The sequence below is a fragment of the Microbacterium sp. str. 'China' genome, from assembly GCF_002993305.1.
Lineage (GTDB): Bacteria > Actinomycetota > Actinomycetes > Actinomycetales > Microbacteriaceae > Microbacterium > Microbacterium paraoxydans.
On record NZ_CP027434.1, the window covers coordinates 2843105 to 2865600 of the forward strand.

24 protein-coding genes are annotated in these 22496 nt (G+C 71.0%); 12 read left to right on the top strand and 12 right to left on the bottom strand.

The genetic code is table 11. The features are described 5' to 3' along the window. Nucleotide 1 precedes the first annotated feature (1 nt). Genes C6C15_RS13855 through phnD form a run of 6 tightly spaced genes read right to left on the bottom strand, consistent with a single transcriptional unit; the run spans nt 2 to nt 6492 of the window. Nucleotides 2–1090 (bottom strand): alcohol dehydrogenase catalytic domain-containing protein, encoded by a 1089-nt coding sequence (locus tag C6C15_RS13855; protein WP_105950361.1) that lies wholly within the window; start codon nt 1088–1090, stop codon nt 2–4. A gap of 10 nt (nt 1091–1100) precedes the next feature. Beyond that, complete coding sequence (locus tag C6C15_RS13860) at nt 1101–1808, bottom strand: HAD family hydrolase (protein ID WP_105950362.1); 708 nt, start codon at nt 1806–1808, stop codon at nt 1101–1103. After that, a complete protein-coding gene (locus tag C6C15_RS13865; RefSeq protein WP_105950363.1) occupies nt 1805–2944 on the bottom strand; it encodes a TIGR03364 family FAD-dependent oxidoreductase in 1140 nt (379 codons plus the stop codon). Before C6C15_RS13865 ends, C6C15_RS13860 begins: the two co-directional genes overlap by 4 nt. After that, a complete protein-coding gene (gene phnE, locus C6C15_RS13870) occupies nt 2941–4716 on the bottom strand; it encodes a phosphonate ABC transporter, permease protein PhnE (protein WP_105950364.1) in 1776 nt (591 codons plus the stop codon). Before phnE ends, C6C15_RS13865 begins: the two co-directional genes overlap by 4 nt. Then, nucleotides 4713–5540, bottom strand: a complete 828-nt coding sequence (gene phnC, locus C6C15_RS13875) for a phosphonate ABC transporter ATP-binding protein (protein ID WP_105950365.1) — start codon at nt 5538–5540, stop codon at nt 4713–4715. Before phnC ends, phnE begins: the two co-directional genes overlap by 4 nt. 28 nt (nt 5541–5568) lie before the next feature. Further along, nucleotides 5569–6492: a phosphate/phosphite/phosphonate ABC transporter substrate-binding protein gene (phnD, locus tag C6C15_RS13880; protein WP_105950366.1), complete on the bottom strand. Its 924-nt coding sequence runs from the start codon at nt 6490–6492 to the stop codon at nt 5569–5571. Nucleotides 6493–6661: 169 nt separating this feature from the next. Between phnD and C6C15_RS13885 the strand changes: the two genes are divergently transcribed. Then, a complete protein-coding gene (locus C6C15_RS13885) occupies nt 6662–7405 on the top strand; it encodes a GntR family transcriptional regulator (RefSeq protein ID WP_234024154.1) in 744 nt (247 codons plus the stop codon). A 215-nt stretch (nt 7406–7620) separates the two neighbouring features. Here the strand turns inward: C6C15_RS13885 and C6C15_RS17375 are convergent, their stop codons facing one another. Then, nucleotides 7621–8349, bottom strand: coding sequence for a sensor histidine kinase (locus C6C15_RS17375; protein ID WP_234024155.1), 729 nt, complete (start codon nt 8347–8349; stop codon nt 7621–7623). Nucleotides 8350–8362: 13 nt separating this feature from the next. Next, the gene (locus tag C6C15_RS17380) at nt 8363–8764 is read right to left on the bottom strand and encodes a hypothetical protein (RefSeq protein WP_234024156.1); all 402 of its coding nucleotides are present in this window, start codon (nt 8762–8764) and stop codon (nt 8363–8365) included. Nucleotides 8765–8990: 226 nt separating this feature from the next. On the opposite strand from C6C15_RS17380, the gene C6C15_RS13895 reads away from it, so the two are divergent. Continuing rightward, complete coding sequence (locus C6C15_RS13895) at nt 8991–9644, top strand: response regulator (RefSeq protein WP_029989098.1); 654 nt, start codon at nt 8991–8993, stop codon at nt 9642–9644. A gap of 9 nt (nt 9645–9653) precedes the next feature. Here the strand turns inward: C6C15_RS13895 and C6C15_RS13900 are convergent, their stop codons facing one another. Beyond that, nucleotides 9654–10517, bottom strand: a complete 864-nt coding sequence (locus C6C15_RS13900; RefSeq protein ID WP_060922417.1) for an EamA family transporter — start codon at nt 10515–10517, stop codon at nt 9654–9656. Nucleotides 10518–10744: 227 nt separating this feature from the next. On the opposite strand from C6C15_RS13900, the gene C6C15_RS13905 reads away from it, so the two are divergent. From C6C15_RS13905 to C6C15_RS13915, 3 genes are all read left to right on the top strand, one after another. Next, nucleotides 10745–12028: a M18 family aminopeptidase gene (locus C6C15_RS13905; protein WP_060922418.1), complete on the top strand. Its 1284-nt coding sequence runs from the start codon at nt 10745–10747 to the stop codon at nt 12026–12028. A gap of 44 nt (nt 12029–12072) precedes the next feature. Continuing rightward, nucleotides 12073–13512 (top strand): purine-cytosine permease family protein, encoded by a 1440-nt coding sequence (locus C6C15_RS13910; RefSeq protein ID WP_105950368.1) that lies wholly within the window; start codon nt 12073–12075, stop codon nt 13510–13512. 107 nt (nt 13513–13619) lie between these two features. Then, nucleotides 13620–14147 (top strand): cysteine hydrolase family protein, encoded by a 528-nt coding sequence (locus C6C15_RS13915; RefSeq protein ID WP_060922420.1) that lies wholly within the window; start codon nt 13620–13622, stop codon nt 14145–14147. Nucleotides 14148–14463: 316 nt separating this feature from the next. Here the strand turns inward: C6C15_RS13915 and C6C15_RS13920 are convergent, their stop codons facing one another. Further along, on the bottom strand, nt 14464–15174 hold the full coding sequence (locus C6C15_RS13920) for an MBL fold metallo-hydrolase (protein WP_060922421.1): 711 nt from the start codon (nt 15172–15174) through the stop codon (nt 14464–14466). 78 nt (nt 15175–15252) lie between these two features. Here C6C15_RS13920 and C6C15_RS13925 point away from each other — a divergent pair, with 78 nt between their 5' ends. The 6 genes from C6C15_RS13925 to C6C15_RS13950 all read left to right on the top strand — a co-directional run bounded on the left by C6C15_RS13925 (nt 15253) and on the right by C6C15_RS13950 (nt 20942). Next, nucleotides 15253–15777, top strand: a complete 525-nt coding sequence (locus tag C6C15_RS13925; RefSeq protein ID WP_105950369.1) for a TetR/AcrR family transcriptional regulator — start codon at nt 15253–15255, stop codon at nt 15775–15777. 51 nt (nt 15778–15828) lie between these two features. After that, the gene (locus C6C15_RS13930) at nt 15829–16881 is read left to right on the top strand and encodes an alpha/beta hydrolase (protein WP_234024157.1); all 1053 of its coding nucleotides are present in this window, start codon (nt 15829–15831) and stop codon (nt 16879–16881) included. Between the two features lie 85 nt (nt 16882–16966). Then, nucleotides 16967–17818 carry a tryptophan 2,3-dioxygenase gene (locus C6C15_RS13935; protein WP_060922424.1) on the top strand — a complete coding sequence of 284 codons (852 nt, stop codon included), beginning with the start codon at nt 16967–16969 and terminating at the stop codon, nt 17816–17818. Next, a complete protein-coding gene (locus tag C6C15_RS13940; RefSeq protein ID WP_105950370.1) occupies nt 17818–18837 on the top strand; it encodes an amidohydrolase family protein in 1020 nt (339 codons plus the stop codon). Before C6C15_RS13935 ends, C6C15_RS13940 begins: the two co-directional genes overlap by 1 nt. Before the next feature lies 1 nt (nt 18838). After that, nucleotides 18839–20131: a kynureninase gene (locus C6C15_RS13945; protein WP_105950371.1), complete on the top strand. Its 1293-nt coding sequence runs from the start codon at nt 18839–18841 to the stop codon at nt 20129–20131. Further along, a complete protein-coding gene (locus C6C15_RS13950; protein WP_082750071.1) occupies nt 20121–20942 on the top strand; it encodes a PaaX family transcriptional regulator in 822 nt (273 codons plus the stop codon). The genes C6C15_RS13945 and C6C15_RS13950 overlap by 11 nt, the downstream gene beginning before the upstream one ends. Here the strand turns inward: C6C15_RS13950 and C6C15_RS13955 are convergent. Next, nucleotides 20939–21430: an FBP domain-containing protein gene (locus C6C15_RS13955; protein ID WP_105950372.1), complete on the bottom strand. Its 492-nt coding sequence runs from the start codon at nt 21428–21430 to the stop codon at nt 20939–20941. The genes C6C15_RS13950 and C6C15_RS13955 overlap by 4 nt on opposite strands. Before the next feature lie 291 nt (nt 21431–21721). Between C6C15_RS13955 and C6C15_RS13960 the strand changes: the two genes are divergently transcribed. Beyond that, complete coding sequence (locus tag C6C15_RS13960; RefSeq protein WP_199787658.1) at nt 21722–22069, top strand: hypothetical protein; 348 nt, start codon at nt 21722–21724, stop codon at nt 22067–22069. 21 nt (nt 22070–22090) lie between these two features. Here C6C15_RS13960 and C6C15_RS13965 read toward each other — a convergent pair whose 3' ends face one another. Beyond that, nucleotides 22091–22492 (bottom strand): hypothetical protein, encoded by a 402-nt coding sequence (locus C6C15_RS13965; RefSeq protein WP_025102514.1) that lies wholly within the window; start codon nt 22490–22492, stop codon nt 22091–22093. Nucleotides 22493–22496 lie beyond the last annotated feature (4 nt).

Here is a 22496-nt window from a genome sequence, read left to right on the forward strand (position 1 = left end):
CTCAGCGGCCTGGCACCAGCCCCACCCGCAGCGGGGCTCCCGGCGCCGCAGCCTCCGTGAGAGCGGCGTCGATGTCGAGCAGCGGTCGCACGGCGCCCACGGCCTCGGCGAACGGATACGCGCGCCCGCGACCCGCGAGGAACGACACCGCTGCCGCGAGGTCGTCGGCGCCGTAGTTGTGGACGCCGGTCACCGTGACCAGCCGGCGGACGAGATCCTCCGCGTCCAGCGAGACGGGCGCCGCCGGGAACACGCTCCCGACGAGGACGACCGTGCCGCCGACGGCGACGCCGGCGAGGGCCTCCCCCACCGCATGCCCAGATGCCTCGATGACCACGTCCGGGTCACGGTCGAGCGCGGTGGCTCCGAAACGGGAGGCGACGGCTCGGCGGTCGTCGTCCGGGTCCCGGACCTCGACGACGGCGCCGTGCTCGGCCGCGATCGCCGCGGCGCTGATCCCCACCAATCCCGCGCCGTGGATGCGCACCGCGGCGCCGTCCAGATCGATGTCGCGGGCGGCCCTCGCCACGGCGGCCCATGCGGTCGCCGTCGCACAGCCTGCGGGAGCCAGCACCGCGGCCGGCAGCGCCTCCGGCACGCGCACGATCGCGGTACCTGCCCGCAGCTGCACGTGACTGGCGAACGCCCCGGTCAGGTCGCCGTGGGCGCCGACGCGGTCGTGGCCGTACTTGCCGAGATCCCGGCACTTCTGCGTGAGGCCCCGCCGACAGCGGTCGCAGGTGCCGCACGACACCGTGACCGACCACACCACGCGGTCGCCGATGCGCAGCGGGGTGCCGTCCACCGCCGTCGCACCGTCGTCGCCCAGCGCGATGACCCGACCGACGCTCTCATGCCCGAGGACGAGAGGCGCGGGCGCGGACCGGCGCCCCTGCACGGTGTGCACGTCCGATCCGCAGATCGTCGACATCTCCACGGCGACGAGCACGTCCCGGTCACCGAGCGCGACCCCGGGGACGGCGATGGTCTCGTGCGGGTGGCCTTCGCCGATCCAGACCATCGCGGTGGCAGCGGGGCGCAGCGCGACGTCCCTCCGGTGACCGGGTGGGCGGATCAGCACCGTTCCCATGGTTCGAACCTCAGACGGAGGCGACGGCAGGAAGGAGCTCGCGCTGCGCCAGCGCTGCTCGCAGCGCCGTGACGTCGGACAGCACGGCGTCAGCCCCCGCTCCGCTCAGCGCCGCGCGATCGTGCGCCCCGGTGAGGATCCCCGCGACGAAGCCGGCCCCCGCACGACGGCCGGACTCGACGTCGCTCACGGTGTCGCCGGCGACGGCCACCGCCTGCACCGCGGACGCTCCCGTGCGCAGAAGGGCGGTGAGGACGAGATCGGGCGCGGGGCGTCCGCGGCCGGCATCGACCGGAGACAGGGCGAGGTCCACGAGTCCTCCCCATCCGAGGCCATCGATGAGCGCCTGTCGCGTGACCGGAGCGAACCCGGTGGTGAGGACGACGGTGAGCCCCGCGTCCTTCAACCCCTGGATCGCGTCCGCCGCTCCGGGGATCTCCGCGACGCCGTCCTCGGCGACGATCTCGGCGTACGCGGTCTCGAACGCCGCGGTGGCCTGCCGCGCCGCGCTCGCATCGCCGCCCGCGAGATGGAGGAAGACGTCGAACTTGGACTGCCCCATCGTCTCCCTGACGTGCTCGAGGGCATCCTCCCAGGGCAGCCGCGCGGCGACGCCGGTGCGCTCGGCGGCGCGCTGGAACGCCTGCTCCACCACGCCGTCGTCCACGACGGTGGTGCCGGCCATGTCGAGGACGACGAGTTCGATCGGAGTGGTCATGGTGTTCCTTCCAGAGCAGGGGTGCCGCCGAGGGCGGCGGTGAGATTGAGGTCGGCGAACCCGAGGCCGCAGGTCATGCCGATGCCGGTGGTCGCAGCGAGCACGAGGGCGCCGTCGTCTCCGCGGTCGACAAGGAACTCGCCGGGGGCTTTCGCGTACACGCCCTGCCACCGCTCGATCACCCGCGGCGCCGCCCCCTCGAACAGGGCCTCGGCCTCGCTCAGGAACGCGGTGAAGGCGGCCTCCGGCTGGAACGGAGAGGGGGCGGCATCGGTGACGTGCGAGTCGCCGAGGATGAGCGTGCCGTCGGGCAGCTGCGTGTACATCTGATTGAGATCGAGGGCCGCGAGATCGGGGCGCTCGGCATGCAGGCGCTCACGGAGGACCCGGGCCTCTGGCCCTTCGGCGAACCTCCCGTATCGGATGAGGGACCAGCCGGTCAGCAGGGGCGCGGTCAGCGGACGAGGGAAGGAGACGGCCGCCCGCATCATGTCCAGCGCACAGCGCACCACCCCGTGACGCTCCGCGACCTCGGGCAGGAGCTGGTCGATGTCGTGGTTGACGGCTACGACCACCGCCCCGGTGTCGATCGCCCCGCGCGTGGTCTCCACCCGGCCGGCGCCGAGGGCCGTGACCGCGGTGCGGAAGCGGAACTCGACGCCCCGTGCGGTCAGGTAGCGCACGATCGTGGTCGCCGCGGTGCGCGGGTTCGTCTGCAGGTCGGCCTCGATGAGGGCACCGCCGACGAGCCCGTCGCGGCGCAGCGGGGCACGACGCAGGAGCTCGTCAGCCTCCAGCATCCGGATGCCCCCGTCCTGTGCCGCCGCGGAGAGCACGGCGAGCTCGTCCTCGTGGCGGGCGGCCACGAGCGTGCCCGACTCGCGGAGCCAGAACCCCGCGTCCCTGGCGAGCTGCAGCCAGAGTTCACGGGACGCATCCGCGTACCGCTGCGCCTCTCCGCCCTGCGCGCCGATGCAGAGGTGGCCGAAGTTGCGGATCGTGGCGCCGGTCGGGGCGGCGCCGCGCTCGACGACGACGACCCGGAGCCCGCGGCGCACGGCGGCGAAGGCGGCGCCGAGGCCGACGATGCCGGACCCCACCACGACGAGGTCGGGATTCTGCTTCGCCCCGGTCATCGGAACACCTTCCTCATCCACATCGCGAGACCCTCGACGGCGAGCACGGTCACGAGGATCATCAGGACGATCGCGGTCACGGTCTCGTAGCGCGAACCCTGGCTGGCGTTCAGCAGGTAGTAGCCGACACCGCCGCCGCCGACGATGCCGAGGATCGTGGCCGCGCGGATGTTGGTGTCGAGCATGTAGAAGCTGTGCCCGATGAGCGCTCGGGTGCCCTGGGTCAGCGTGGCCGCCGTGTACGTCTGCATCCGTGTGGCGCCCACCGCCCGCAGCGCGCGCTCGGGCCCGCGGTCGACCTCCTCGAAGGAGTCGGCGATGAGCTTGCCGAGCAGTCCGATCCCGCCGATCGCGAGCGCGATGACACCGGCCTGCGCGCCGAGACCCGTGATGACGACGAGGACGATGGCGAGGATCAGCTCGGGGATGCCGCGGATGCCGACGAGCAGCAGACGGGCGGTGCCGCGCCCTGCCGCGTGCGGAGCGACGTTGCGCGCGGCGAACGAGCCGAGCAGCAGCGAGGGAAGGAGGGTGAGGACGGTGGCGGCGAGTGCGATGGCGACGGTCTCCCGCATGGCCTGCAGCATCGCGACCGTGTCGTAGCTGCCGAACGACGGCGGCCAGAACCGGGCGGCGACGTCGGGCAGCTTCGCCCAGAAGGTGAACAGGTCCGACCAGGTGATCTGGCTCACGACGACGCTGCCGACCACGACGAGGACCGTGACGATCCCCGCCGCGGTGTGGCGCATGCGCTGCGCGGTCCACGGACGACGCACCGCGGCCTCCGGGCTCACCGCCCACGCCGGGCGGCCCTCGGCGGGCGCGTGCGACCGCCGACGCAGGCGCGGGTGCACGATCCGGTCCATCCACGACCGCGTGTGCTTCTGCTCGCCGAGCATCGCACCGCGCACGGTGCTCGAGACGATCTCCATCACGATGCAGAGCACGAAGATGACGAGCGCGATCCCGAGACCCTTGCCGTAGTTCAGCGCCTTGAACGCGTACGACATCTCGAGCCCGAGGCCGGCGACGCCCACGTAGCCGAGTACGACGCTCCCGCGCAGGTTGATGTCGTTGCGATGCAGCACGGTGGCCACCCAGCTCGGCAGCACTTGCAGGAGGATGCCTGCGGTGAACTCCTGGAGCTTCGAGCCACCGGCGGCACGGATCGCGAGACGGGGCCCTTCGTCGATCTGCTCGATGGCGTCCGCGAACATCTTGGAGATCATGCCGATCGAGTGGATGCCGATCGCGAGGATGCCGGGCAGCGTGCCGAGCGAGAACATGAGCACGAACGCCATGGCCAGCACGACGTCCGGCAGCGCGCGGGTGAGGACGCCGAGGAATCGGGCGGCCGCGCGCCAGCCTGCGCCCGGCGTGGTGTTGGCGGCGGCGAGGTAGGCGATGGGCACGGAGAGCACGGCCGCCAACAGCGTGCCGACGAGCACGAGGCCGACGGTCAGGGCGATGAGCCAGGCGAGGTCGGCCGGCGCGGGAAAGGAGAGTCCGCCGACCCTGGCGAGGAAGTTCTCGGCGTTGCCCCAGCTCTGCACCATCGCGGGGATCGAGATACCCACGTCGCGCACCGCCAGGATGCCGAGCACGACGAGGACGACGAGCGTGAGGCCGGCAGCGATGCGCTCGGCCGAGAGCGGCCGCTTCGGCGCCCGCTCCGCGACGCTTGCCCGTCCCTGGGGCGCTGAGCCTGTCGAAGCGCCCTGGGGCGCTGAGCCCGTCGAAGCGCCCCGTGTCGAGGCCCCCACCGCTGTCATGACGCCGCCACCGTGGTCACGGCGTCGACGAGTTCCACCTGCACGGCGCGCATCTCGGCCGTGGTCGTCGCGACGCGGCCGTAGATCTCCATCACCTCGGCCTTGGTGAGTCCGTCCGTCGGGGTGTCCAGGACGACTTCGCCGTGCCGAAGCCCGACGATCCGGTCGGCCCAGCTGATCGCGAGGTCGACCTGGTGCAGGCTGCACACGACGGTGAGGCCTTCGTCGGCGGCGATCTCGCGGATGAGCGCCATCACCTGCTCGCTCGACTCCGGGTCGAGGGAGGCGACGGGCTCGTCGGCCAGGAGGATCGCCGGCTTCTGCATGAGCGCCCTGGCGATGGCCACCCGCTGCTGCTGCCCGCCGGACAGCGTGTCACTGCGCTGGTAGGCACGGTCGAGGAGGCCGACGCGGTCGAGGTGCTCGAGGGCGGTCAGCTTGGCGGCGCGGGGGTAGCTCCACAGCCCGAGCCGCGGGCCGCGCATCCGGGAGAGCGACCCGGTCAGCACGTTCTCCAGGACGGTCAGCGAAGGCACGAGCTCGAACTGCTGGAAGATGAAGCCCACGCTGCTGCGAAGCTGTCGCAGCGCCCGGCCCTTCATCGCGGGCACGGACGCGCCGAGCACCTCGACGGACCCGGAGCTGGGCAGCTCCAGGCCGTCGAGATGCCGCAGCAGCGTGGACTTGCCGGAACCGGAGAGCCCGAGCAGCACGACGATCTCTCCCCGCGCCACCTCGAGCGTGACGTCCTTGAGGGCGGTGGTGCTGCCGAAGGTCTTCGTGACGCCGGCGAGGCGGATGAGGGTGTCGGATGCCGCGGTCATGGCTTCTCCTGTCGTCAGGCGCGGGGCGTCAGCCCTGGCACTGCTCGGCTTCGGTCTCGGCGCAGATGTCGCGGATGAGGTCGTAGTAGGCGTCGTCCACCGGCTTGGTGGCGTAGAACACGCTGCGGAACGCGTCCGAGTCCGCACTGTCGATGCCCGCCGCGATGATGTCGTCGATGGTGACCTCGCCGAGGGCGTCGACGAGCTGCTTCGCCACGTCGTCCGGCAGGGACGAGGAGTAGACGAGCGGAGCGCCCGGGACCATCGTCTCGGCGATGACCTTCACCTTGTCGGACTTCTCGACCTCGGAGTCCTCGGCGAAGCCGGCCTCGCACTCGACGCCCTCGCCGACCTTCTGCACGCTGACATCGTGCTTGCCCGCGAACACGGGCGTGATGTCGGTCTTCGGGTCGACGCCCGCCTCGAGGAGGTTGTACGACGGGAAGAGGTAGCCGGAAGTGGACGAGGGGTCCACGAAGCAGACCTTCTTGCCCGCGAAGTCCTCGAGGCTGGAGATGTCGCTGTCCGCCGGGACGATCGCCTGCGAGTAGTAGCCGGGCTCCTGGCCCTCCTCGGTGACGATGGACGAGATCGGGGTGAGCTTCGCGCCGTTGTTGGTCGCGGTGACGTAGGTGAACCCCGAGAACGAGGCGACGTCGACCTTGCCGGCGACGGCGGCCTCGATGAGCGCGGCGTAGTCGGTGGACTCGTGGTACTCGACGGTCTTGCCGGTGACCTCGGCGATGTAGTCCATGAGCGGCTGGTAGTTCGTCTCGGTGTCCACCGAGTCGGGGACGACGCCGAAGACGAGCGTGTTCTCGTCGACGGCGAAACCGCCGGCGGACTGTGCGTCGCCGGGGGCGTCGGTGGCATCGGCCGATCCGGAGCAGGCGGCGAGGCCGAACGCGAGGATCGCAGCGCCGGCGAGGGCGGGGAGAGCGCGGAGCTTCATGAGGACCTTTCAGGGTGGGAGGAGTGATCCAGGGACGACTCTCCCAGCCGTCGGGCCGACATGTATACCTATCTCGGAAGAGTTCAGGCGGCGTTCACCCGCGATTCTTCTGGATGAACGGCCCCACAACACACAGGCCCGGACACGACAGACGAAGTAATGTACCTATGTGGCCGAACCTGTGTACACCCAGATCGCCGACGACCTCCGCGCGCGGATCGTCGACGGCACGCTCCGGCCCGGGGACGATGTCCCCACGGAGGCGGAGCTCGCGGAGCGGTGGCACACGTCGCGGGGTCCGATTCGCAACGCCCTGGCGGCCCTCCGCGCCGAGGGGCTGATCGAGACCGGCCGGGGGCGCCCCGCCCGCGTGGTGGCGCGCAAGGCGAATCAGGCGGTCGACGTCTCGGTCCCGTTCACCCGCTGGGCGCGGGATCTCGGCGTCACGCCGGGCGCGCAGACGCAGGAGCTGAGTCTGCGACGCGCGGGCGATCTCGGCCCGGCACTGGGCGTCGGACCCGACGACACGATCGTGAGCGTGGTACGACTGCGGCTGCTGGACGGACGGCCGACCATGCTGGAGCGACTGGCCTACACGGAGGACGTCGGCCGTCGGCTGTTCGACGTCGACCTCGACGCGGTCTCGATCACCGAGCACCTCGCGTCGGTCGGGCATCCGATCGTCACCCTGCAGCACGTGATCGATGCCGTGGCGGCCGACGATCAGGACTCGGCGCTCCTGCGCGTGCCCCGCGGGGCGCCCATCCTGCGGTTGACCCGGACGTCCAGGGACGCGGAGGGGCGCATCTTCGAGGCGTCGGAGGACCGCTACCTCAGCGAGGTGGTGCGCTTCACGGTGGCGGCGTCCGGGATATCGACGGACGGGCACTTCATGAGAGCGGTGGGCGCCTGAGGCCCGGAGACAGATTCGCGACCGCGGGCGCGGGAGTCTAAGAAGCCAGAAAGATCGCGCCCGCGATCGCAGCGCTGGGGACGCTTTATCTGGGGAGCCTTCAGGATATGTCGGCGCCGCGAGGCCGCTGAAGTGCCGAATGTCGAGACACTCGTAGACTTTCGTCTACGGCCTCGGGGCCGGAATCACGGGCTTCATCTCAGGATACGCGGGGCTCACACCACCGGCAACACGGCGGACACGAGCCAGTGCCCGTCCACTTCACCGGCGCTGAACTCGCCGCTGGCACCCATCACGCGTTCGGCCATGCGCCCGAGCCCGGTCCGGCTGGAGGAGAGCTCACGACGCGGCGTCGTGGGCAGCGGGCTGCGCAGCGACAGATGGGCTTTGTCGTCGTCAACGGCGAGACGGATCTCGACGGTGCCGGGGCCTGCGTACTTCAGAACATTCGTGGCCGACTCGCGCACGATGCGCGCGAGCACGATCTCGACGGCACGAGGGATCCGTTCGTCGCCGGGGTTTCCGTCGAGGATGACGTCGTGCCCTGCCGCTTCGAACTCGGCCTGCGCCTCCTCGACCGCGGCGACGAGGTCGCCCGTCGGCATGCCCGCTGCACGGGGGCCGTCGTCGGCGAGGTCGATCACGAAACGGAGGTCGGTCATGGCTTTGCGGGCGGCGACACGGATCGCCTCCCGGGAGCCATCGCTGGTGTCGGGGTCTTCGAGCATCTGCACGTGCAGCGACACCACCGTGAGGTGGTGCGCGATGCTGTCGTGCAGCTCGCCGGCGATCCATCGTCGCTCGGCGAGAACGGCTTCCCGTTCCTGCTCAGCCGCAGCCTCCAGCTGACGCTCGAGTCTGCTGCCGCGGGCGAACGCCAGTCTGAGGGCGAACCCTACGGCGCCCGCCACCGCGGCGAAGACGAGATAGATGGCGACATTCACGCCTGCGTCCGCGTCACCGATGGCGACGAGAGCTGCTGCGACGAGAAATGCGCCGGCGTAGGATGAGGATCAGCGAGGTCCATCCGAGCCTCATGACGAGACCTGCCGCGACTGCGGCGGCCGTCAAGACCTGGTACTCGCTGCCTACGAGAAAGGATGTCGCGAACACCACGCCGAGGGCGCATGTCGCAAGGAGGGGATTCCAGAGATAGAGGGCGAACACAGCTGTGGACGAGACGCTCACCACCACGACTGCCGGGTTGGCGCCGGGGACGGTGATGACGCCGATGAGGTCCACAACGATGGTGATGGAGACGATCACCAGAACAACGATGCGCTCGACGGCGCTCAGCTTCTCGCCTCGAACCAGTCGGAGCGAATCCGCAGAACCGCGAATCGAATGGTCGAAGGCCATGGTTCACTATCTCCTATTCGCCAGGTACTCTAGCGGACGAGACCAAAGAACTTGCTAACCTGCTGCCAGAAAGTCATTACATTCACCTCCGTCCTAGTGCCGTTTGTCGATGTCTGTATTCATCTTCTCGGCGGCGCGCGGAGCGCACATCTGGCCTTCGTCCAGACCTCGATAGCCAAAGGTCTACATCCTCAGAGCGCCCGCTTCACGCCGTTAGGCTTCCTCCATGCAGGAAATCCGCGTCGTGATCGTCGATGACGATCCTCTGGTCCGCTCCGCGCTGTCGCACTTCGTGTCGCGCGCGCCCGAGATCACGGTCGTGGCGCAGGCAGAGGACGGCCGGGAGGCCCTCACGACGGTCGAGCGCGAGAAGCCGGACGTCGTGATGATGGACGTCCAGATGCCGGAGATGAACGGCATCGAGGCGACCGCGGCGATCGCCGAGCGGTGGCCCGACGTGCGCATCCTCGCCGTGACCACGCTCGATGGCAGCGACACCGTGCTGCCCATGCTGAGCGCCGGCGCCTCCGGCTACCTGCTTAAGGACTCCAGTGCGGAGGAGATCGTCACGGGTGTGCGCGAGGTGTTCGCGGGAGCGAGCTCGCTGTCGCCCCGCATCGCGTCGATGCTTATCCGCCACGTGCGCGACTCCACCCCCACCGCGGCCGCGGAGACCCTCGAACCGCTCACCGAGCGCGAGGAGGAGGTGCTGCAGTGCCTCGCGAAGGGCATGTCCAATGCCGAGATCGCCAAGGCGCTCATCGTCTCGGAGGGGACCGTGAAGGCCCACCTCGGTCGCATGATGTCGAAGTGGCACCTGCGCGACCGCGTGCAGATCCTCGTCACGGCCGCCCACGCCGGACTCGTCACCTTCCGCTGAGCCGGGGACTCAGAGCGCGAGCAGCACGATCCCGACGAGGACGACCAGCGAGGCGCCGATCCGCCATCCCGGCCGGGACTCCCGCAGGACGAAGGCACCGAACAGGCTCACGAGCACGACGCTGACCTCGCGGAGCGGCGCCACGAGCGCCACCGGAGCGATCTGGATGGCGGTCAGCACGAGGATGTAGGACAGCGGCGACAGGATGCCGAAGGCCAGGATGCGGCGCCATTGCGTGCGCCCCAGCGCCAGGACCGCACCCCATCGTCCGCGCACCGCCACGGAGTAGAACGGCACCTGCAGCAGCGTCGTCCCCACCATGAACGCCACCGGTGACAACTCCCACTCCCGCACCGCGTGGGCGTCCCAGATCGTGTAGACCGCGATCGCCACGCCGGTGAGGGCCCCGAACAACAGCCCGGGGTCGACGCGGCGCCCGCTCCCCGCCGGACGGCGGTCGACGAACCCGATCGCCACCACGCCGACGATCACCGCCGCGACGCCGATGAGCGCCAGGGCCGAGGGGCGTTCGCCGAGCAGGAGCACGGCGACGATCACGGAGAGGAACGGCCCGGTGCCCCGCGCCGTCGCGTAGACGGTCGACAGGCTGCCCTCCCGGTAGCCGCGCTGCAGCACGGCCATGTAGGCGACGTGCAGGACCGCGGAGACGGAGACCCCGAGCGCGAACGAGCCGAGGTCGGCCGCACCGAGTCCGCCCGTGAACGGCACGGCGCCGATCCAGACGGCGGTGCTGGCGACCGCACCCCACCACAGGAACGGCGAGCCGGCGCGGCTGATGCCGTGCGCGATGACGTTCCACGACGCGTGGGCGATCGCAGCGGCGAGGACGAGGACGAGAGCGACAGCGGACACGGCAGACCCTTCCCTCCGCCGCGGGCGCGACGAATCGGGTCCTCCGGGCTTTTGTCCTGTCAGATGACGGCCCTCCTGCGGAGGAGGACCGTGGCGCCGCTCGGACCAGACGGGTGCAGACCCCGGAACCCTAGGCGCTATCGCCACCACCCTATCCCCGACCGGGAAGGGTGCGGTGACCGGGCGCGACTACGCTCGAAGCACACCCCGCGCAGGAAGGTCATGCCATGCCCGTCACCCCGGACGCCCTCGCCCACGCCGAGGACCTCGCCGACTTCGTCGCCGCTTCCCCGTCGAGCTACCACGCAGCCGCCGAGACGGCCCGCCGCCTGGAGGAGGCCGGCTTCACGCGGCTGCAGGAGGAGGACGCCTGGCCCGCGCAGCCCGGAGGCCGGTACCTCGTGGTCCGCGACGGCGCGACGATCGCATGGGTGGTGCCCGAGGATGCGACCGCCACGACGCCCGTGCACGTGTTCGGGGCGCACACCGACTCCCCCGGCTTCAAGCTCAAGCCGCAGCCGACCACCGGAGCCCGCGGCTGGCTGCAGGCCGCCGTCGAGGTGTACGGCGGTCCGCTGCTGAACTCCTGGCTCGACCGGGAGCTGCGCCTCGCCGGCCGGCTCGCCCTCGCCGACGGCCGGGTCGTCCTCGCCGACACCGGCCCGCTGCTGCGCCTCCCCCAGCTCGCCATCCACCTCGATCGCGGCGTCAACAACGGCCTCGCGCTCGACAAGCAGACCGAGACGCAGCCGGTGTGGGGTCTGGGGGATCCGACCGAGGCCGATGTGCTGGGCGAGCTCGCCGCTTCCGCCGGAGTGGCCGTCGCGGAGATCCGCGGCTACGACGTCGTCGTCGCCGACGCCGCACGGGGCGCCGTGTTCGGCAAGGACGACGCGTTCTTCGCCTCCGGCCGGCTCGACGACCTCGCCTCGGTGCACGCGGGCGTCGTGGCCCTTGCGGCACACGAACCCGCCGCGGGCGCGCCCGTCGCGATCCTCGCCGCGTTCGACCACGAAGAGCTCGGTTCCGAGTCGCGCTCCGGCGCCGCAGGCCCCTTCCTCGAGGACGTGCTGGAGCGGCTCTACGCGGGGCTCGGCGCCGACGGCTCCGCCCGCCGCCAGGCGTACGCGTCGTCGTGGTGCCTGTCCAGCGACGTGGGGCACTCCGTCCACCCGAACTACATCGGCCGGCATGACCCCGTCGTGCAGCCCGTGCTCGGCTCCGGACCCATCCTCAAGCTCAACGCCAACCAGCGCTACGCGACCGATGCGGTCGGCGCCGCGTCCTGGCGGAACTGGTGCGATCGGGCCGAGGTAGTGACGCAGGAGTTCGTCTCGAACAACAGCGTGCCGTGCGGGTCGACGATCGGCCCGATCACCGCGACCCGGCTCGGCATCCGCACGGTCGACGTCGGCATCCCGATCCTCTCGATGCACTCCGCGCGTGAGCTCGCCGGGGTCTCGGACCTGCACGACCTGACGCGCGTGGCCGGGGCCTTCTTCGCCGGCTGAATCGGGCCGCGCGGAGTGCGCCCCCGGAGTGCCAGGATGTGAGGATGACCGACATCAGGCCGGCTCTCATCGAGCGTGCAGGCATCGAGATCATCCCCGAGTCCGAGCGGACCGCCCAGCCCCGCGACCTGTTCTGGCCGTGGTTCGCGGCGAACGTCTCGGTGTTCGGGATGTCGTACGGCTCGTTCGTGCTCGGCTTCGGCATCTCGTTCTGGCAGGCGACCCTGGTCTCGGTCGTCGGCATCGTCGTGTCGTTCCTGCTGTGCGGCCTCATCGCGATCGCGGGCAAGCGGGGGTCGGCGCCGACTATGGTGCTCTCCCGGGCCGCGTTCGGCGTGCAGGGGCAGAAGGTGCCAGGGATCGTGTCCTGGCTCACGTCGATCGGCTGGGAGACCTTCCTCGCGATCATGGCGGTACTGGCGACGGCGACGGTCATCACGCAGCTCGGCGGCGACGGGGACAGCCTCTGGCTGAAGATCCTCGCCACCGTGATCGTCGCGGCACTCATCGTCGCCGCCTCGGTGCTCGGCTACCACACGATCATGCGGCTCCAGTCGGTGCTGACCTGGATCACGGGCGTCGTGACGGTGGTGTACATCATCCTCGCGGCGCCGAGCATCGACCTCGCCGCGGTGCTGGCCCGGCCTGACGGCGGCATCGGCCAGGTCGTCGGCGCGCTCGTCATGGTGATGACCGGGTTCGGGCTGGGCTGGATCAACATCGCCGCGGACTGGTCGCGCTACCAGAAGCGCACCGCGTCCGACGGGGCGATCGTCGCCTGGAACACCATCGGCGGCTCGGTGGCGCCGGTCATCCTCGTCGTCTTCGGTCTGCTCCTCGCGGGATCGGACGCCGAGCTCATGGACGCGATCGCCGCGGACCCGATCGGCGCGCTCGCGAGCATCCTGCCGGTGTGGGTCCTCGTGCCGTTCCTGTTCACGGCCGTGCTCGCGCTCGTCTCCGGCGCGGTGCTCGGCATCTACTCCTCCGGCCTGACGCTGCTCAGCCTCGGCATCCGCATCCCGCGGCCGTCGGCGGCGGCGATCGACGGCGCGATCCTCACGGCGGGCACCATCTTCGTGGTGTTCTTCGCGACCGACTTCCTCGGCCCGTTCCAGAGCTTCCTCATCACCCTCGGCGTACCGCTGGCCTCCTGGGCCGGCATCCTCATCGCCGACATCCTGCGCCGTCGCAAGGACTACGACGAGGCGGCCCTGTTCGACAGCCGCGGACGCTACGGCGCCTGGGACTGGACGTCGATCGGCACCATGGTCGTCGCGAGCGTGATCGGCTGGGGTCTCGTCCTCAACGGCTTCGCGGACGCCGCGCCGTGGAACAACTGGCAGGGATACCTCCTGTTCCTCGTCGGCGGGACGGACGGGGACTGGGCGTATGCGAACCTCGGGGTGTTCGTGGCGCTGGTGCTGTCGTTCCTCGTGACCTGGTTCGCCCGGGCGGGGAAGATCCGGCGGCAGGAGTCGTGAGCCCTTCGACAGGCTCAGGGACCCAGGAGGCGGCAGGCTCACGGACCCAGGAGGCGGCAGGCTCAGGGGCCGAGGGGGCGGCAGGCTCCGCGGACGAGAGCTGGCTCGTGGTGGTCGATCCGCAGGTGATCTTCGCGTCCCCCGACTCCGCCTGGGGCTCGCCGTTCTTCGCCGCCGCGATGACGAACATCCGGCGCCTCGCGGAGGCCTTCGGCGAGCGCGTGCTCGTGACCCGGTGGCTGCCGACGGCTGACCGCTCGACCTCCTGGGGCGAGTACTTCGCCGCGTGGCCGTTCGCCGACCGCCCCGCCGACGACCCGTTGTACGCGCTCGTCCCCGAGGCGGAAGGCCTGTCTCCTCATCCCACCGTGGACCTCCCGACGTTCGGCAAGTGGGGCCAGGAACTGGAGGCGATCGTGGGGCACGGTGGTCGGATCGTGCTCGCAGGGGTGTCGACCGACTGCTGCGTCGTGTCCACCGCGCTCGCCGCCGCGGACGCCGGGGCACGCGTGACGCTCGTGGCGGATGCCTGCGCCGGCTCCACGGCCGAGAACCACGCCGCCGCCGTGCAGGTCATGTCCCTGTATCCCCCGCAGATCACCGTGACCGACACCGCCACCCTCCTCTCCCCCTGACCCCTCCCCCCGCCCCGCGCCCGCGCCCGCGCCCGTGCGGGACGGAAATCGCACCTCCGCACGCCGTCTCCCGCCCGTTTTCGATCCCGCACGCCGGCGAGCCCTGCCAGCGGGACGCATTCCGCACCTCGCGAGGGTCCGCCGGGCACGGTTTCGATCCCGCACGGAGTCCCCGTCGCGGGACGCGAAACGCACCTCTACCGCGCGACTGGGGTGCGTTATCGATCCGGCACCGTGCTGTGGCGTTCGGGCGGGACGGAAAGTGCACCTCGGCATACGCGGCGAGGAGCGTTACTGGACCCGACAGGGGCGAGCGTCAGGCGTGCGCGCGGACCGCGGCGGCGATGTCGGCGGGAGTTCCGCGCCACGGAGCACCATGGCCGGGAAGGACCCACTCGGCGTCGAGCGCCGCGAGGCGGTCGAGCGAGGCCAGGGCTTCCGTGGGCTCGTCGGTGAACGGGGCGGGTTGCGCGCCCTCCTCCCCCGTGAGCACATGCCGCGTGGTCAGGGCGTCGCCGACGAACACCGCGCCGACCGCCGGGACGTGCACCGCGATGCTCCCCGGCGAGTGCCCCGGAAGACCCACGACGACCGGGGCCCCTGGGAGGTCGAGCACGTCACCGTCCGCGACCTCGGACACCTCGGCGACATGGCGTGTGCGGAGCGCACTCTTGCGGAGGCCGTAGGCGAGGAAGCCGAGCATCGGACCGAGCCGGGCAGGGCCCATCGGGGTCTTCGGCTTCTCCCCGGTACGCACGCGGTGGGCATCGGCGCCGTGGATGAACACCGGAACCCCGGACTCGCGACGCAGTCGTTCCGCGAATCCGATGTGGTCGCTGTCGCCGTGGGTCAGCACGAGTCCGCGGATGTCGGACAGCGGGCGGCCGATCACGGCGAGCTCCCGCTGAAGGTCATGCCAGTGCCCGGGCAACCCGGCGTCGACGAGGGTGATGCCCTCGGGCAGGTCGATGAGGTACGAGGCGACGATGTCGTTGCCGAGGCGGTGGAGGTGGGGGGCGAGCTTCATGATGATCCTCTCGGACGATTGCGATGGCTACGTTACGTAGCTATCATGGCTACTGTCAATAGCCATCGAGGAGGATCCATGCCTACTCCCGAACGCACGTCGATCGATGCCATCGTCGCGGCCGGCCAGGAGATCATCGAGGTCGACGGCCCTGCGGGACTCACGATGCAGGCGGTCGCGGAGCGCGTGGGCGTGCGCGCCCCCTCCCTCTACAAGCGCGTGCGCGATCGGGAGGCCTTGCGAGTCGCGGTCGCCACGGCATCCGTCGATGCCCTCGCGACCGAGCTCGAGGCGGCCGGCGACGACCTCTCCACTCTCGCCCGGACCTATCGCACCTTCGCTCACGCGCACCCGGAGGGCTTCCGCCTCATGTTCAACGCCGCAGTCCCGCATGAGGCGCTGGAACGCTCCGCCGCCCCCGTCATCCGCGCCTGCGCCACCGCGGTCGGCGAGGCGGACGCTCTCGACGCCGCGCGTCTCTTCACCGCCTGGGCCACCGGGTTCCTGCAGATGGAGCTGTCCGGGGCGTTCCGACTCGGGGGTGACGTCGACCGCGCCTTCGAGTACGGCCTCCGGCGTCTCCTCGCGAGCCTCGCCGGGTGAGGACGCCCGTCATTCCCGGTCCGCGACGGCGGATGCTGCCACACTGAGGCCGTGGAAGACTCCCGCAGCACCGCCGCAACCGTGGCCGCGAAGACCGCCCAGAGGCCCTGGCGTCGCACGAAGATCGCCGTGGGCACCCTCGCCGCGGTCGCCGCCGTCGTCGCGATCGTCGGCGCGCTCACCCCATGGCCATCCGCGATGATCATCCGCTCCGTGTTCACGAAGGGCGGTGACGAGACCGCGGCGGAGATGACGAAGCACGTCCCTGACGCCGCGCTCGACGAACGGAAGGACATCGCCTACGGAGATGCCGGAACGGACACGACGATGGACGTCTTCCGCCCGGCCTCCGCCGACGGCGCACTGCCGACCGTGGTGTGGATCCACGGAGGCGCCTGGATCTCGGGCTCGAAGGAGGACGTCGACCCGTACCTCCGCATCCTCGCCGCGGAGGGCTACACGACCATCGGCGTGAACTACACCCGCGGACCCGAGGGCGTGTACCCGCTGGCCGTCCACCAGCTCGACGAGGCCCTCGCCTACATCGACGCGCACGCGGCGGAGCTGGGCGTCGATTCGCGACGCATCGTGCTGGCAGGAGACTCCGCCGGGGCGCAGCTCGCCAGCCAGATGGCGACGCTCATCACGAATCCGGACTACGCCGAGATCCTCGGCATCCGCCCGTCGATCCGCGCCGATCAGCTCGTCGCGACCGTGCTGAACTGCGGCGTCTACGACCTCGCCGCGCTGGCCGAGCTCGACGGGGTCCCGGGGTGGGGCTTCAAGTCGGCGATGTGGGCGTACTCCGGCACGAAGACCTGGGCGGAGGACTCGACAGGCGCCACGATGTCGACCGTCGACTGGGTCACGGCCGACTTCCCCGCGACCTACATCTCCGGCGGCAACGGCGACGGGCTCACCTGGCTCCAGTCGATCCCGATGGCGAAGCGGCTTCAGGAGCTCGGGGTCGACGTGACGCCGGTGTTCTGGCCCGCGCCGCACGAGCCGGAGCTCCCGCACGAATACCAGTTCCACCTCGATCTCCCCGAGGCCCGGAAGGCGCTCGCGGACACCATCGCCTTCCTCGACGCGCACACCCGCTGACCCGGCCCCTTTCGTCCGAGCCCGGCGCTCCGGCCCGGACATAACATGTCTGTGACGACCGGCACGGAAGTGATATGTTCACGGGATGCACACCGAGAACGAACGCGCGCTCGAGTCCGGCATCGTCACGGACCTCTCCGGCCGCATGACCTACGGCTCGTACCTCGCGCTCGACCAGCTCCTCACGGCACAGCATCCGGTGAGCGACCCGCAGCATCACGACGAGATGCTGTTCATCATCCAGCACCAGACGACGGAACTCTGGCTGAAGCAGCTGCTGCATGAGCTCAGCTCGGCGCGGGAGCTGCTCGCAGCCGACGACCTGCGCGACGCCCTCAAGCGCATCGCCAGGGTCAAGCGCATCCAGGATGTGATGACGCAGCAGTGGTCGGTCCTGGCGACGCTGACCCCGACGGAGTACGCCCAGTTCCGCGGCGCCCTCGGCAACTCGTCCGGCTTCCAGTCGGTGCAGTACAGGGCCGTCGAGTTCGCGCTGGGCAACAAGAACGAGAAGATGCTGAGCGTCTTCCGCGACCACCCGGCGAACCTCGCGCTCCTCACGGCCGAGTGGGAGAAGCCCACGCTGTACGACGAGTTCCTCCGCTACGCCTCTCGCCGCGGCCTCCCGATCCCCCGCGAGATCCTCGACCGGGACGTGCGGGAGCCGTACCGCGAGACCCCGGCCCTCGTGCCCGCCATCCGTGCGATCTACCAGGACCCGCGCACCCACTGGGATCTCTACGAGGCCTGCGAGGACCTCGTCGACCTCGAGGACAACTTCCAGTTCTGGCGCTTCCGTCACCTCAAGACCGTGTCCCGGACCATCGGGATGAAGGTCGGCACCGGTGGATCGAGCGGCGTCGGCTTCCTGCAGCGCGCCCTCGACCTGACCTTCTTCCCCGAGCTCTACACCGTCCGCACCGAGATCGGTTCCTGATGCTCACGGCGACGTTCTTCGACGGCGAGCGCTGGCGGGACGGCGTCGTAGGACTCGGCGAGGACGGGCTCCCCCGGCTCCGTGCGGAGACATCCGCGCCGGGGGCCCCGGTCCTCTCCGGCCGCATCGTCGGGGGCTTCACGGACCACCACGTGCACCTGCAGCTCGTCGACCACACGCTCCTGGCCTCATCGCGCCTCGGACGAGTGGTCGACCTCGGCGGCGATCCGTCCACGGTGGCGCGGATCGCCGTTCACAACTCAGGAGTTTCGATCGGCGGAGGCGCTTCCGAGGCGGTTCCGGGTGCAGCTGGGCCGGATTCTCCTGAGTTGCGAACCGTCGACTTCGCCGGCGCGTTCCTCACTCCTCCCGGCGGTTACCCCTCGGACCGCGCGTGGGCGCCGGCAGGTTCGGTGCGCGAGATCGCCGACTCGACGGCGGCCGCGACCGTGATCGAGGAGCTGGTGGCGGCCGGTGTCTCCGGCATCAAGGTCGCGAGCAACAGCACCGCCGGCCCGACCTTCTCCGACGCCCTCTTCCGCGCGATCGCCGAGCTCGCCGTGGCGCACGGCCTCCCCGTCGTCGCCCATGCGGAGGGCACCGGCGAAGCGCAGCGCGTCGTCCGCCTCGGAGCGACGCAGCTGGCCCACGCCCCGTTCTCCGAGCGCCTGGACGACGAGGAGATCGCGGAGCAGACCGCCCGCACCTCCTGGATCAGCACCCTCGCCATCCACGACCCCGCCACGAGGGCCATCGCGATCGACAACGTCGCCCGCTTCCATGCCGCCGGCGGCACCGTCCGCTACGGCACCGACATGGGCAACGGCCCGACCCCCGTCGACCTGAACCCCGCCGAGGTCGCCGCCCTCCGCACCGCCGGGCTCGACGACGACGCCCTCCTCCGCGCCCTCGCGCCGGTCGACCCGCTCGATCCCCGCTCTCTCCTCCTCCTGCTGCCACCGGGATCCGCCGATCCCCTGGCCGCCCGCCCCCTCACCCCCGCCGACCTGAAGGTGTGACATGACCGACCGCTCCGCCGACACCGCCCTCCTCGACGCCGCCCGCGCCCTGGATGCCGCCGACCCGCTCGCCGCGCATCTCGACGCGTTCGTCGAGGCCCCGGGCGTCACCGCCTACCTCGACGGCAACTCGCTCGGGCGGCCGCTGCGCGACGTGCCGGAGAAGCTCGCCGCGTTCGTGCGCGAGGACTGGGGCACCCGCCTCATCCGCTCCTGGGACGAGCAGTGGATGGCCCTGCCGATGGAGCTCGGAGACCGCATCGGCGCCGTCGCCCTCGGTGCGGGCGCGGGGCAGACGGTCGTGTCGGACTCCACGAGCGTCCTGCTGTACAAGCTCATGCGGGGGGCCCTTCGACAGGCTCAGGGACCCAGTGGCGCGACTCAGGGACCCAGGGGCGGGGCTCAGGGACCCGCGGGGCGGACGGAGCTCGTGATCGAGGAGGGGAACTTCCCCACCGACCGGTTCCTCGCCGAGGGCGTGGCGGCGGAGATGGGGGCCACGCTGCGCTGGATCACGCCCGATCCGGTACACGGCGTCACGATCGACGACGTCGCGGCCGTGGTCTCCGAGCGGACGGCGCTCGTCTCGCTCAGCCACGTCGACTACCGCTCCGGCGCCCTCGCCGACATGCCCGGCATCACCGCCGTCGTGCACGAGGCCGGGGCCCTGATGATGTGGGACCTCTGCCACTCGGCGGGCGTCGTGCCGATGCAGCTCGACGACTGGGGCGTCGACATGGCCGTCGGCTGCACCTACAAGTACCTCAACGGCGGCCCGGGATCGCCCGCGTTCGCGTACCTCCGCCACGACCTGCAGGGCCTGCTGCGGCAGCCGATCCAGGGGTGGTGGAGCGCGGCCGACATCTTCGCCATGGGCCCGGAGTACGTCCCCGCCGACGGCATCCGTCAGCTCCTCAGCGGCACGCCGCCGGTGACCTCGATGCTCGCGATGCAGGGCATGATCGACCTCATCGAGCAGTCGGGCATCGACGGCGTGCGCGCGAAGTCGGAGTCGCTCACCGCGCTCGCGGTCCGAGCGTACGACGAGCTGCTCGCGCCCCTGGACGTGCGCCTGCTGAGCCCTCGCGACCCGGCGCGACGCGGCGGACACATCACGATCGGCCACCCCGACTTCCGGGAGGTCACCCGGAGGCTCTGGGCCGACGGCGTCATCCCCGACTTCCGCTTCCCGGACGGGATCCGGCTCGGGCTGTCGCCGCTGAGCACCTCGCACGCCGAGACCGTCGCCGGGGTGCTCGCGGTCAGGGATGCGTTGGAGTCCGGTGTCTCCTGACCCCGCGGCGCCGGTCGTGCTCGATGACATCGACGCGCGCCCCGGCAGCACCGCCTCGCTCCTGCGCACCCTGATCGGCCTGTATCTGCGCCCACTGGGAGGCTGGATCTCGGCCGCCGACCTCGTGGCGCTGGCCGCCGACCTCGGCATCCCCGCCGCTCCCGCCCGGACGGGCATCGCCCGTCTCAAGCAGAAGGGCCTGCTCCTGCCGGAGCGCCGCGACGCCGTCGGCTACCGGCTGAGCCCGGCGGCCGTGCCGATGCTGGAGCGCGGCGACCGCCGGATCTTCCGGATGCAGGAGATGGCCGACGACGATCCGTGGTGCCTGGTGTCGTTCTCGATCCCGGAGAGCGCGCGCAGCGTGCGCCATCAACTGCGCCGTCGACTGCACTGGATCGGCGCCGGCGTCGTCTCCCCCGCCCTGTGGATCTGTCCCGGGCACCTCAGGGCGGAGGCGGAGCAGATCCTCGACGAACTCGGTGCCCGCCGCTGGGCGACGCTGTTCGACGCGTCGGCCCCCGCCCCGGCCGGCACGCTGGCCGAGGCCGCCGCCACGTGGTGGGACCTCGACGCGCTGCGCGGCGAGCACGAAGCCTTCCAGGCCTCGCTCACGGCCCTGCCCGAGGAGCCCTTCCCGGCCTACGTGCACCTCATCGACCGGTGGCGGGTGCTGCCCTACACCGATCCGGGGCTGCCCCCGGCGATGCTGCCGGCCGACTGGCCGGGCGGACGCAGCTTCGAGGCGTTCGCCCGGCTGTCGGCGGCGTGGGAGGCACCCGCCCTGGCTCACGTGCGAGCCGTGACGGCCTAGTCGGTCCGGGCGACCTCGCGCACGAATCCGGTCACGTGCTCCTGCAGCCGCAGGATCCGCATCTCGCGCGCGAGCTCGCGGTCGTACCCCGGATAGGCCAGCGGCGGGAGCTTGCGCACCGCCGCGTTGCAGCCGAACTCCGCGCACGCGAGCACGCCGACCGTGTCGCCCTTGCGACCGGCGGCACCGGCGCGTCGGGCCACGTAGAGCTGCACGTCGTTGCGGAGCGTCACGTCCTCGCACCACGAGCACTGCGCACGGGCGAGCACGCGCTGCTCGGCGCGCTGCAGCACGACGCCCACGGGCTCGTCGTCGATCCACACGACGACATAGGCGCGCCGGGGCAGCTTCGGGTCGATCCACCCGAGGTAGTCGAGCCTTTCGAAGTCGGTCTCGGCGAGGTCGGGCGGCAGAGTGATGTCGGAGACCTCCTTGCGGGAGGCGTTGCAGAAGGAGGCGCGCAGGGCGCGCTCGTCGATGGGACGCATGGGAGAAGAGCTTTCGGTGTGATCGCCGGGTCGGCGAGACGGATCGGAGGATCGCCCGGACGATGCCGGGGTACGACGCAGCACCGGGGACGGGGTTCCGCCTCCGGCCGGTCCTCAGCCTCTGCCTGCGGCGCTGAACGCGCCTGCAGCTCCGCTCCGCGCCCCGAGGGCGCTCATCGACGACAGCACCCGGCGAGCCTACACCCGTTTGTTTCGTCGCGTGTCGGGAGGGCTGCGGGATCCCGACCTCATCGACGTACTCTGGCCGGACGCCGATCCGAAGGAGTCCCCGTGTCCACGCCGCTGCACCGCCGTCCGCCCCTCGAGGTGCGTGAGCGTGCGACGTGCATGTGCCGGAACGGCGGCCGCTGCTCCTCCTCGGCCCCCGGCCACGCCCTGCACCTGATCCAGGAGCGCCTCGCCGCGGCGACCCCGGCGCGATGGGCGGACGCGTTCGTGACCGCGGCGGATCCGGTCACCGGAGACCTTGCCGTCCGCACGCTCGACGGCACCACGCACACGCTGTGGAACGGCTCCGGCGCCGCGCTGGAGGCCGCCATCGGCAGCCCGGTCGCCCTCCACCTCGACTACGCCGTCCTCGCCGTCGGGCGCACCCGCTTCAACGTCGCCGTCGTGTGACGAGGGCCTGATCCCTCCGGGTCAGGCGCTCGCCATCATCATGTCGCGGACCGCCATGCACGCGTTCATGCAGGCCTGGCACGCCTGTGCGCACAGGCGGCAGACGTCACTGTGATCGGCGTGCTGCATGCACTCGTCCATGCACATCTGGCACATCGCGATGCACGCGTCCAGCATCGCCATCATCGTGGCAGGGGTCATCCCCTGCATGCGGAGCATCGATCGCATCATCGTGTGGCACATGTCCGCGCAGTTCATGCACGCGGGGGCGCAGTCCATCTCCTGCGTCGCGCACACCGTGCAGGCCTGCTCGCAGGCGGCACACGCGTCCATACAGGCCTGGAGCACCGACATGTCCATCATCGCCATGTCCGGCATCGACTCCATGTTCTTGGACATGGCACCCATCATCATCGCGTCCATCGCA

Bases quoted from the DNA above. Each gene is read 5' to 3' on its own strand.
- C6C15_RS13855 (WP_105950361.1), bottom strand. From the start codon at position 1,090: ATGGGAACGGTGCTGATCCGCCCACCCGGTCACCGGAGGGACGTCGCG.
- C6C15_RS13860 (WP_105950362.1), bottom strand. From the start codon at position 1,808: ATGACCACTCCGATCGAACTCGTCGTCCTCGACATGGCCGGCACCACC.
- C6C15_RS13865 (WP_105950363.1), bottom strand. From the start codon at position 2,944: ATGACCGGGGCGAAGCAGAATCCCGACCTCGTCGTGGTGGGGTCCGGC.
- phnE (WP_105950364.1), bottom strand. From the start codon at position 4,716: ATGACAGCGGTGGGGGCCTCGACACGGGGCGCTTCGACGGGCTCAGCG.
- phnC (WP_105950365.1), bottom strand. From the start codon at position 5,540: ATGACCGCGGCATCCGACACCCTCATCCGCCTCGCCGGCGTCACGAAG.
- phnD (WP_105950366.1), bottom strand. From the start codon at position 6,492: ATGAAGCTCCGCGCTCTCCCCGCCCTCGCCGGCGCTGCGATCCTCGCG.
- C6C15_RS17380 (WP_234024156.1), bottom strand. From the start codon at position 8,764: ATGGCCTTCGACCATTCGATTCGCGGTTCTGCGGATTCGCTCCGACTG.
- C6C15_RS13895 (WP_029989098.1), top strand. From the start codon at position 8,991: ATGCAGGAAATCCGCGTCGTGATCGTCGATGACGATCCTCTGGTCCGC.
- C6C15_RS13905 (WP_060922418.1), top strand. From the start codon at position 10,745: ATGCCCGTCACCCCGGACGCCCTCGCCCACGCCGAGGACCTCGCCGAC.
- C6C15_RS13910 (WP_105950368.1), top strand. From the start codon at position 12,073: ATGACCGACATCAGGCCGGCTCTCATCGAGCGTGCAGGCATCGAGATC.
- C6C15_RS13920 (WP_060922421.1), bottom strand. From the start codon at position 15,174: ATGAAGCTCGCCCCCCACCTCCACCGCCTCGGCAACGACATCGTCGCC.
- C6C15_RS13925 (WP_105950369.1), top strand. From the start codon at position 15,253: ATGCCTACTCCCGAACGCACGTCGATCGATGCCATCGTCGCGGCCGGC.
- C6C15_RS13935 (WP_060922424.1), top strand. From the start codon at position 16,967: ATGCACACCGAGAACGAACGCGCGCTCGAGTCCGGCATCGTCACGGAC.
- C6C15_RS13940 (WP_105950370.1), top strand. From the start codon at position 17,818: ATGCTCACGGCGACGTTCTTCGACGGCGAGCGCTGGCGGGACGGCGTC.
- C6C15_RS13945 (WP_105950371.1), top strand. From the start codon at position 18,839: ATGACCGACCGCTCCGCCGACACCGCCCTCCTCGACGCCGCCCGCGCC.
- C6C15_RS13955 (WP_105950372.1), bottom strand. From the start codon at position 21,430: ATGCGTCCCATCGACGAGCGCGCCCTGCGCGCCTCCTTCTGCAACGCC.
- C6C15_RS13965 (WP_025102514.1), bottom strand. From the start codon at position 22,492: ATGGACGCGATGATGATGGGTGCCATGTCCAAGAACATGGAGTCGATG.